Raw genomic sequence first — 10,483 nt, forward strand, 5'->3', positions numbered from 1 at the left:
AGGCCATACGGGGATGACGGAAGAAGCCCAAGTTGGGAGGTCTGCTGCGCGAGCTTCGTGAAAAGCGCGCCCTGCGGGCGGAGGTGCGCCCTGCGGGCAGGCGTGCGCTGTGCGCGAAGAGTTGCGGGTCGGTCGTGGTCGCGCTCTCACATGGGGCTTGATCGGTTGACTGGTCCAGACCTATTGACAGAGTGGTCCAGACCTATTTACGTTTCGTTCGCTCCACTCTGCGTCGAGGCCGCCGCCTGGTGCAGGAGGTACGTCAGTGCCCGGAAAGTTGTTGCCGTTGTTGGCATCCCTCGCCACGGCGGCCGGACTCGCCCTGAGCGGGCTGGCTCCGTCGGCGTCCAGTGCCGCCGTGGGGGAGGAGTGCCGTCCTGACGGCCTCTACCAGACCCCTGGGGTCTCCGTTCCCTATTGTTCCGTCTACGACACCGATGGGCGGGAGTCGTTGGGGGCCGACCACTCCCGGCGGGTGATCGGGTACTTCACGAGCTGGCGGACCGGCAAGAACGGTGCGCCCGCCTACCTCGCCTCCGACATCCCCTGGTCCAAGGTCACGCACCTCAACTACGCGTTCGCCCACATCGACGGCTCCAACAAGGTCTCCGTCGGTCCCGACGGGCCGGACAACGCCTCCACCGGGATGACGTGGCCGGGAGTCGAGCTGGACCCGGCCCTGCCCTACAAGGGGCACTTCAACCTGCTGAACAAGTACAAGAAGCAGTACCCGAACGTGAAGACGGTGGTCTCCGTGGGTGGCTGGGCTGAAACGGGTGGCTACTTCGGGCCTGACGGGTCGCGGGTTGCCTCGGGTGGGTTCTACAAGCTTGGGCAGTCGCAGGCCTCCGTCGACACGTTCGCCGACAGCGCTGTCGAGTTCATCCGCAAGTACGGCTTCAACGGCGTGGACATCGATTATGAGTACGCCACTTCGAACAACCACGCGGGCAACCCCGACGACTTCTGGATCTCCAACGCCAACCGCGGCACGCTGTGGGCCGGCTACGAACGGATCATGAAGACGCTCCGGGAGAAGCTCGACCGGGCCTCCGCGGCCGACGGCAGGCACTACCTGCTCACCGCCGCCGTCCCCGCCTCCGGCTGGCTCCTGCGCGGCCAAGAGGCCTACCAGGTCACCAAATACCTGGACTACGTCAACATCATGTCCTACGACCTGCACGGCTCGTGGAACCACTTCGTCGGCCCGAACGCCTCGCTCTACGACGACGGCAAGGACGGCGAGCTCGCGGCGGGCGGCGTCTACACGGCCCCGCAGTACGAAGGCATGGGGTACCTGAACACCGACTGGGCCTACCACTACTTCCGCGGCGCGATGCAGGCCGGCCGGATCAACATCGGTGTCCCCTTCTACACGCGCGGCTGGCAGGGCGTGACGGGTGGCACCAACGGGTTGTGGGGCAAGGCCGCCTTGCCCGACCAGACCAAGTGCCCGCCGGGCACCGGGTCCAGCGTCGGCTCCACCACCCCGTGCGGCAACGGTGCGCTCGGCATCGACAACCTGTGGCACGACCTGTCGACGGTCGGCGCGGAGGTGCCGGCGGGTGCGAACCCCATGTGGCACGCCAAGAACCTCGAGAACGAGATCACGCCCGACTACCTGACCCAGTACGGCCTGGACCCGGCCAACGACCCGACCGACCGGATCTCCGGCAACTACGTCCGCTACTACGACAACACCCTGACCGCACCCTGGCTGTGGAACGCGGACAAGAAGGTCTTCCTGTCCACAGAGGACGAACAGTCGCTCGCGGCCAAGGCGAAGTACGTGGCGGACAAGGGCATCGGCGGCATCATGATCTGGGAGCTGGCCGGCGACTACCGGTTCGACTCCGCCAAGGGCCAGTACACCATCGGTGACACGCTGCTGACCACGATCGACAACGGCCTGCGCGGCGCGAGCCCGTACGGTGCGCGGAAGGCCGCGGGCACCCCGCCGACCGACGTGCTGAACGTGTCGGCCACGGTCTCCGGGTTCGCGCTCGGCGACAACAACTACCCGATCACGCCCAAGCTGAAGATCACCAACAACTCGACCACCACCCTCCCGGGTGGCACCAAGGTCGAGTTCGACTACGGCACCAGCGCGCCGGGCAGCATGTCCGACCAGTCCGGGTTCGGCCTCCGGGTCACCGCCAAGGGCCACACCGGCGGCAACGTCGGCGGCATCAAGGGCGACTTCCAGCACGTCGAGCTGACCCTGCCCAGCTGGCAGTCGCTGGCGCCGGGCGCGAGCGTGGAGGTGCAGCTGAGCTACCAGCTGCCGATCGCCTCGCCGTCGAACTTCAAGCTCACCTTCGGCGGCAAGTCCTACGCGATCGCCTCCGACCACCCGCGCGGTGGCACCGGCACCCCGCCCACCTCGACGAGCACGACCACGACCACCACGACCACCCCTCAGGACCCGGTGTGCACGACGCCCGCCTGGGACCGGGAGAAGGTCTACAACGGCGGCAACGAGGTCTCCCACCGCGGAAAGCGCTGGCAGGCGAAGTGGTGGACCAAGGGCGAGGAGCCCGGCACCACGGGCGAGTGGGGCGTCTGGAAGGACCTGGGGGCCTGCTGACGGGCCTGCCCAGGCCCGCCTGAGGCCCGCTGAGGGCATCCCTTACCCGCCGTCTGCCACCCCTTACGGCGGCGGGTAAGGGCATCAACGCCGGAACCCACGTGAACCTCCGATGCCGGGGACGGCACCTCAGGACGAATCTTCCTGTCAGCACCGGGAACGACCCGGGAAGAGATCAGGGAGACAAGTCATCATGGAATGGACCCCCGAGGCCATCAAGGCGGAGATCGACTACCGGCAGGCGGCGCTCCGCGAGGACGCCGCGCACAGCCGGCTGGTCCGGGCGAACTCCGCGCCGAAGCGCTCCTGGTGGCGCAGGCTGGCGCATCGACCCCGGCCCGAGATCCCCGTACAGCGAAATGGTCGCCTCGACGCAGCCTGAGGTGTGCGAACATGCACCCCGTGGCACGCCTTGGTTCCGGAATCCCCTTGGTGGCGCGTAGCCGGGAGATGACCAGGCTGCGCGCCGCCCTCGACGAAGCCGCCCGCGGCCAGGCCGGCGCGGTCCTGCTGGCCGGTGACGCGGGCGTCGGCAAGACGCGGCTGGTGGACGAGCTGGCCGCCTCCGCCGGTGACGTGCTCGTGCTCACCGGCCGCTGTCTGGACGTCGGCGAGACCGGCCTCCCGTACCTGCCCTTCACCGAAGCGCTGGGGCAGGTGCGGGAGGCCGGTCTGCTCGACGTTTCCGCACGTCCCGCCCTCGGGCGCCTGCTGCCCGAGCTGGCCCTGCCGGTGTCCTCCGGCGAGAACGGCCTGTCCGGGCTGCCCTCGCACCTGGTGGGCCGCCGGCCCGAGCAGGACGTCGGCCAGCTCCAGCTGTTCGACGCGGTGCACGGCCTGCTCGGCGAGTTGTCCGAGGACCGGCCGGTGCTGCTGATCCTGGAGGACCTGCACTGGGCCGACGCCTCCACCCGCTACCTGCTGTCCTTCCTGTTCTCGCGGCTGCGGTCGCAGCGGCTGCTGGTCGTGGGCACCTACCGCTCCGACGACCTGCACCGCAGCCACCCGCTGCGCCCCCTGCTCAACGAGCTGGTCCGGCTGCCCGCCGTGCAGCGCCTCGACCTCACCCCGCTCAGCGCGATCGACTCGCGGTCCTTCGTCGCGGCGCTGGCCGACGACCTGCCCGACGACGTGGTGCTGGAGGTCGCCGAGCGCTCCGACGGCAACCCGTTCTTCGCCGAGGAGCTGATCGCGGTCGCCGCGTGCGGCGCGAGCTCCATCCCGTGGACGCTGGCCGAGGTGCTGCTGGCCCGGATCGAGCGCCTGGCGCCGGACACCCAGCACGTGGTCCGGGTCGCCTCGGTCGGCGGCCGGTCGGTGCGGCACGACGCGTTGCGCGGGGTCGCGGCCGTCGACGACCGGACCCTGGACGAGGCGCTGCGCGAGGCCGTCCAGCACCACGTGCTGATCGTGAACCGCGACGAGGTCTACACCTTCCGGCACGCGCTGCTGCGCGAGGCCGTCTACGGCGACCTGCTGCCCGGCGAACGGGTGCGCCTGCACTCCGCGTACGCCGCCCGGTTCGCCGCGTCGTCGGACCGGGGCGCCGCCGCCGCGCTGGCCCACCACGCCCTGGAGAGCCACGACCTGCCCCGCGCCCTGCGCGCCTCGGTGGACGCCGCGCAGGAGGCCAAGCGCGCCGGCGCGCCCGCGGAGGCGCTGCGGCACTTGGAGCAGGCGCTCAAGCTGTGGCAGGCGGTGCCCGCCGACCAGCGGCCCGAGGGCGTGACGGAGGTGGGGTTGCTGCGGCGCGCGTCCTGGGTCGCCGGGACCGCCGGGCAGCCCGAGCGGGCCATCGCGTTCGCGCGCAGCGGCACGAAGCTGGTCGACGCCTCGGACCCGGAGGAGGCCGCCGAGATGTGGCGGCGCTTCGCCCAGGCCCTCCAGGTGCTCGACGGCACGGAGAAGGAGAAGTTCGCCGCGATCGAACAGGCGTGGGAGCTGGTCCGCGACCGGCCCGCCAGCCAGTCCCGGGCCTGGGTGCTCGCGGTGCTGGCCGCGTGCTGGCGGCACGAGCGCAAGTACGCCGAGGCCCGCGAGCTGGCCGAGGAGGCCGTGCGCGACGGGCGGGCGTCGGGCACGGAGTCCGCCGTGGCCGACGCCTTGGCCACGCTGGGCCTGCTGGACGAGGCCGCCTCGGACCTGCCGTCCGCGCGCCGGCACCTCGAAGAGGCCGTGGCGTGCGCGATGGAGGTCGATGCCTACAGCACCGAGCTGCGCGCCCGGTACTTCCTGGGCCTGCACTTCTACGACCAGGGCGCGCTGGCCGAGGCGGCGCGGGTGTTCGACGAGGGCATGGAGCGCGCGAAGGCGACCGGGCTGGCGTGGAGCGCCTACGGCCTGGAACTGCGCATCCTCCAGGTGCTGACCCGCTACTACGTGGGTCGTTGGGAGGACGCGGCGGTGGCCGCAGAACCGCCGGGTCTGCGCGTGTCCAGCACGGTGTCCGCGCGGCTCGCGGCGGCCGGCACGCACATCACGGTCAGCCGGGGCGAGTTCGAGCAGGCCGAGCGGCTGATCGGCGAACTGCGCTCGGACTGGCACCGCGACCTCCAGATCGCGCTGATCACCGGCGGCACCGGGGCCGAGCTGGCGCTGTGGCGCGGGCAGCCGGAACTGGCCGTGGAACGCGTGCACGAGGCCATCGAGTGGACCCGGCGGGAGGGCGGCGAGTGGATACTGGCCGGCATCCGCCTGGCCGCCCACGGCATCGCCGGGTACGCCGACCTGGCCCAACGCGCCCGCCGGCGCCGGGACGCGGCCGGCGAGGAGGCGGCGGTCAAGGCCGGGGCGGACCTGGCCGAGTACGCCCGCACCACCGCCGAGATGGGCCTGCCGCGCACCGGCACGCTGGGTCCGGAGGGCCTGGCGTGGCTCGCGCGGGTGGTCGCCGAGGAGAGCCGGCTGACCGGCGCCGGCGACTGCGCGCTGTGGCGGCGCGCGGTGGACGCGTTCGCCTACGGGTCGGTGTTCGAGCAGGCCGTGTGCCGGTGGCGGCTGGCGGAGGCGCTGCTGGCAGCCGACCAGCGCGACCTGGCCGTCGCCGAGCTGAAGCTGGCCGACGAGGTGGCGTGCGCCCTGGGCGCCGCGCCGCTGCGGGACGCGGTGGGCCTGGTCGCCCGGCGCGCCCGGGTGGCCCTGCACGCCGAGGTGGCCCGGTCGCAGGTCGACCCGTTCACGCCGCGCGAGCGGTCCGTGCTGGGCCTGGTGGCGCTGGGCCGGACCAACCGCGAGGTCGGCGAGGAGCTGTTCATCTCGGAGAAGACGGTCAGCGTGCACCTGACCCGGATCATGGCGAAGCTGGGCGCGAGCCGGCGGGCGGAGGCGGTGGCCATCGCCTTCGACCGCGGCCTGCTGGACCCGCCGGGCTGACCGCAGAACTGCGTGGACGGGTCGGGCCGGGACGGTGAGAATCCGCGCATCGAACCCGACAGAACGCGGAACACGGTCAGCGGCCCCAGCCACGCGCCCGTGCAGACCGGTCGTGCCCGCGACATCCACATCGGCGACCGGCACGACGAGCGGCGCGGGGTCGTCGCCTTGGCGGTGGTCGCCGTGGTGCTGGTCGTGGCCGTCGTGGTGGTGGTCGTGGTCGCGCTGGTCCGGGCGCCGGGTGGCGGGACTGCCGGGACCGCGGTGCCGGGTGGTCAAGGGGTGACGACCGCCGGTCGGTCGGCTCCGTCGGAATCCCTGTCGGAGTCACCGTCGGTCGACGAGACGCGTGAGGTCACGCTACGGCCGGGGACCGGGATCGACCTGGAGTCGGACGCGACGGTCGGGCACAAGAGCGCCGGTCCCAGCGGTGGTCTCGATCTTCACCTGGACACGCTGAACCTGCTCCGGCCGGACACCGGTGGGTTCGTCAGGGATTCCGGCTCCACCCCCTCGCGCGGTCGGTGCGCGGAAGCCGTCGCGCCGGGTGACGGGGAGGCCCAGATCTTCCCGGTGCAGGGTGAGCAGCACTGCTTCGTCACCTCCGGCGGGGACATCGCGTGGCTGCGGGTCAAGGAGTCGACGATTCTCGATCCGAGTGACAAGAAGGTCGTGTTCGACGTCGTGGTCTGGTGAGCGCCGCGGTTCGATGAGCGTCTCCGCGGGCTGCTGATGCCCCAGGACGAGCCGGGTCATCCTGTGGGTGGACGGCCGGTTCCGCCGGCGAGGTGACGACCGGCTACGGCCCGCGCCCCTAGTTTTTGCCGTGTCCGAGGCAGACCTAGGGAATGAGGGAGCATGTCCGCACTGGTGTCCGACGTCGGGACCCGCACCGCTGTAGCCGCCGCGAACCTGGTGAAGGTCTACGGCAAGGGCGACACCGCCGTCCGGGCGCTGGACGGCGTGAGCGTGGCGTTCCAGGCCGGGAAGTTCACCGCCATCATGGGGCCGTCCGGGTCCGGCAAGTCGACCCTCATGCACTGCCTGGCCGGGTTGGACGGCGTGGACGGCGGCGCGGTCCACATCGGCGGCACCGAGATCACCTCGCTGGGCGACAAGGACCTCACCAAGCTGCGCCGGGACCGGATCGGGTTCGTGTTCCAGGCGTTCAACCTGCTGCCCACGCTGTCCGCCGAGGCCAACATCCTGCTGGGCCTGGAACTGGCCGGCCGCAAGCCCGACCGGCCGTGGTTCGACCGGATCGTCGACGTCCTGGGCTTGCGGGACCGCTTGAAGCACAAGCCGACCGAGCTGTCCGGCGGCCAGCAGCAGCGCGTGGCGTGCGCGCGGGCGCTGGTGTCCAAGCCGGACGTGGTGTTCGCCGACGAGCCGACCGGCAACCTGGACTCCCGCTCCGGCGCGGAGGTGCTGGACTTCCTGCGCATGTCGGTGCGGCAGCTGGGGCAGACGGTGATCATGGTGACGCACGACCCGGTCGCCGCGTCCTACGCGGACCGCGTGGTCCTGCTGGCCGACGGTCACCTCGCCGGCGAGATCGACAACCCGACCGCCGACTCCGTGCTGGCCGCGCTCAAGCACCTGGGGGCGTGACCTGATGCTGCGCACGATCATCGCGGGCCTCAAGGCCCGCACCGCGCGGCTCGTGCTGTCCTCGGTCGCCATCGCGCTCGGGGTCGCCTTCGTGACCGGCACGCTGGTCCTCGGCGACGCCATGAGCGAGAGCATGCGCGACGAGTTCGCCAAGAGCGCCCGGGGCGTCGACGTCTCGGTCGTGCTCGACGGCAGTGCGGACGTTGTGGGTGGCGGAGACGCCAAGGGCGACGGGGAGGCCAAGGGCGTCACGCCGGAGACCCTGGCGAAGATCCGCCAGGCACAGGGTGTCGCTGGAGCTGATGCGCGCGGGATCATCTCGGTGCCGCTGATCACCGGCACGGGCAAGGCCAGGCCGGCGTACGCGACGCCGTTGGCGAGTACCGAGAAGCTGCGCGAGTTCGACCTGGCCAGCGGGCGCTACCCCAGTGGTGCGAAGGAGATCGCGGTCGACGTCCGGACCGCGGACACCGCCAAGCTGACCGTCGGCGGGCCGGTGAAGCTGCTCGGCAAGGACGACCAGACGCACGAGTACATCCTGGTCGGCACCTACAAGCAGGGCGTCGGCCAGATCTCGATGTCCGGCGGCGACCACCTGGTGCTGACGCCGGAAGCGTTCCAGGCGCTGGACCCGGAGCAGTTGCCGTACCAGGTGGTCGCGGTGGCGGCCAACGGGTTCACGCAGCAGCAGGTGGCCGACAACATCAACAAGGCGTTGGGTGGCAAGGGCTTCCGCGTGCAGACGGGTGAACAGCTCACCGCCGAGACGCTGAAGTCGATCAGCTCGCAGGCCGCCGAGTTCACCACGTTCCTGTTGGCGTTCGCGGTGATCGCGCTTGTGGTCGCGGCGATGGTCATCTACAACACGTTCACGATCCTGATCGCGCAGCGCACGCGGGAACTGGCGCTGATGCGGTGCGTGGGGGCGAGCCGCAAGCAGGTGTTCCGCGGTGTGCTGACGGAGGCCGTGGTGATGGGCTTCGCCGCCTCCGTGCTCGGGTTGCTCGGCGGTCTGGGCGTGTCCGCGTTGCTGCAAAAGGTGATCGGGTCGTTCGGGCCGGAGCCGACGGATGTCGCTGTGCGCCTGCCGATCACGCTGACCACTGTGTTGGCAGCGTTCGGTGTGGGTGTGCTGGTGACCGTGTTGTCCGCGGTGCTGCCGGCGCGCAAGGCGACGCGTGTGCCGCCGGTCGCGGCGTTGCGCAGCCAGCCCGACAGCGGCGAGGAGGTGACGCGGACCGGCAAGCTGCGTGTGCTGTTCGCCGTGCTGCTGGCGGTGGTGGGCGCCGGGGCGATCGTGGTCGGGATGAGGACCGAGAGCGAAGAACCCGCGATGTTCATCAGCGGCGCGGGCACGATGGTGCTGCTGGCGGCGGTGCTGGTGCTGGGTCCGCTGCTGGTCGGGCCGGTGAACCGGGTGCTGGGCGCGGTGCCGAGGGCGATCTTCGGCGTGCCGGCGAAACTGGCGTCGGCCAACGCCGGCCGTAACCCGAAGCGCACGGCGGCTACCACGGCCGCGCTGATGATCGGCGTGACAATCGTGGCGATGGTGACCGTGGTCGCCAACAGCGCCAAGGAGACGGCGAACAAGCAGGTCGACCAGCGGCTGCCCGCTGACTACACGGTGACGTCGTCGGTGTACGACCGGCCGCTGCCGCGTGAGCTGGCTACGGCGTTGGCCGGCGTGCCGGAGGTGGCGAAGGTCGCTCCGACCAACCGGGTCAGCACGGGGAACGCCTACTTCATTGGTGTCTCGACGGACGCGCTGGGTGATCTGTTCCGGCCCAAGGTGGAGAGCGGTTCGCTCGGTGACTTGCGGGATGGAACCGTTGCTTTGAAGGCGGACTACGCCAAGGAGCAGGGCCTGTCGGTCGGGTCGACGACGACGTTGAAGACCGAGGACGCCACGGAGACGGTCAAGGTCGTGGCGATCGTGTCCGGGCAGCGGCTGGGCGACGGGGTGCTGACGCTGGGCACGGTGCAGAAGCTCAGCCCGGGGGTGGACGGCTACGACAGCATCATGGTCAAGCTCAAGCCGGGCGTGACCAACGGCCGCGCGGCGGTGGAGAAGGTGACCGATTCGTCGCCGCTCGCCGTGATCGACTCGGCGGCTGAGACCAAGGCGCAGTTGAACAAGCAGTTGGACCAGGTGTTGGCGTTCGTGTGGGCGCTGATCGGGTTGGCTGTGGTGATCGCTTTGTTCGGTATCGCCAACACGTTGACGTTGTCGGTGCTGGAGCGGACTCGGGAGTCGGCGCTGTTGCGGGCGCTGGGGCTTACTCGGGGGCAGTTGCGGTTGATGTTGGTCGTGGAGTCGGTGTTGATGGCGGTGATGGGTGCGGCTATCGGGCTGGTGCTGGGGGTTGGGTTCGGGTGGGTGCTGACTACTGCGTTGTCTTCGCAGGCGGTGGAGGTGGCGTTCATCGTTCCGGTGGGGCAGATCGGGGTGATGTTGGGGGCGGCTGTGGTGGCTGCGGTGGTGGCTGCTGCTTTGCCGGCTCGGCGGGCGGCTCGGATCTCGGTGGTGGCTGGGATGGCTGAGGGGTAGGCGTCCTTTGGGTGCGTTTTGGTAGGTGTCCTCCGGCACGGATCGGGACGTGTGGAGGCGGGGGTGAGGGGTGCGGGAGGCCTGTTCCGGGGGACCGGGACAGGCCTCCCGTTGGTTTTTGTCCGGTTAGCTGTGCTGTCTTTGTCAGTGCGTTTGAGGGAGAGTTGGAGCGCGGAGCCCGCGCGAGCTTGTGGTGGGCGGAGCGTGTGCGGTGAGGACCCGCGAAGCGTGGGCTTGAGCTGCGGAAAGTCCGGTCTAAAGATCAAAAGCGCCTCGCCGGCGGGCAGACCACCAAGGATGACCCAACTGCAACTGCGGGGGCTTCTTGCTTGTGTCATCCCCGTATGGCCTGGCGGAGCCAACCA

Annotated in this window: 6 protein-coding genes; all 6 read left to right on the forward strand. The window is 70.5% G+C overall.

What is annotated here, in order from left to right:
• Positions 1-265: 265 nt before the first annotated feature.
• Positions 266-2,587, forward strand: a complete 2,322-nt coding sequence (locus tag WBN91_RS37385; protein ID WP_337729023.1) for a chitinase C-terminal domain-containing protein — start codon at positions 266-268, stop codon at positions 2,585-2,587.
• A gap of 193 nt (positions 2,588-2,780) precedes the next feature.
• Positions 2,781-2,969, forward strand: coding sequence for a hypothetical protein (locus WBN91_RS37390; RefSeq protein WP_337729022.1), 189 nt, complete (start codon positions 2,781-2,783; stop codon positions 2,967-2,969).
• A gap of 11 nt (positions 2,970-2,980) precedes the next feature.
• A complete protein-coding gene (locus WBN91_RS37395; RefSeq protein ID WP_337729021.1) occupies positions 2,981-5,959 on the forward strand; it encodes a helix-turn-helix transcriptional regulator in 2,979 nt (992 codons plus the stop codon).
• A 99-nt stretch (positions 5,960-6,058) separates the two neighbouring features.
• Positions 6,059-6,655: a hypothetical protein gene (locus WBN91_RS37400; RefSeq protein WP_337729020.1), complete on the forward strand. Its 597-nt coding sequence runs from the start codon at positions 6,059-6,061 to the stop codon at positions 6,653-6,655.
• A 162-nt stretch (positions 6,656-6,817) separates the two neighbouring features.
• Positions 6,818-7,570 carry an ABC transporter ATP-binding protein gene (locus WBN91_RS37405; RefSeq protein WP_337729019.1) on the forward strand — a complete coding sequence of 251 codons (753 nt, stop codon included), beginning with the start codon at positions 6,818-6,820 and terminating at the stop codon, positions 7,568-7,570.
• A 4-nt stretch (positions 7,571-7,574) separates the two neighbouring features.
• Positions 7,575-10,118: an ABC transporter permease gene (locus WBN91_RS37410; RefSeq protein ID WP_337729018.1), complete on the forward strand. Its 2,544-nt coding sequence runs from the start codon at positions 7,575-7,577 to the stop codon at positions 10,116-10,118.
• The last annotated feature ends 365 nt before the right edge of the window (positions 10,119-10,483 follow it).

Origin of the sequence: Saccharothrix sp. CCNWYY140 (genome assembly GCF_037401995.1) — a bacterium.
GTDB lineage: Bacteria > Actinomycetota > Actinomycetes > Mycobacteriales > Pseudonocardiaceae > Actinosynnema.

Bases quoted from the DNA above. Each gene is read 5' to 3' on its own strand.
- WBN91_RS37390 (WP_337729022.1), top strand. From the start codon at position 2,781: ATGGAATGGACCCCCGAGGCCATCAAGGCGGAGATCGACTACCGGCAG.
- WBN91_RS37395 (WP_337729021.1), top strand. From the start codon at position 2,981: ATGCACCCCGTGGCACGCCTTGGTTCCGGAATCCCCTTGGTGGCGCGT.
- WBN91_RS37405 (WP_337729019.1), top strand. From the start codon at position 6,818: ATGTCCGCACTGGTGTCCGACGTCGGGACCCGCACCGCTGTAGCCGCC.
- WBN91_RS37410 (WP_337729018.1), top strand. From the start codon at position 7,575: ATGCTGCGCACGATCATCGCGGGCCTCAAGGCCCGCACCGCGCGGCTC.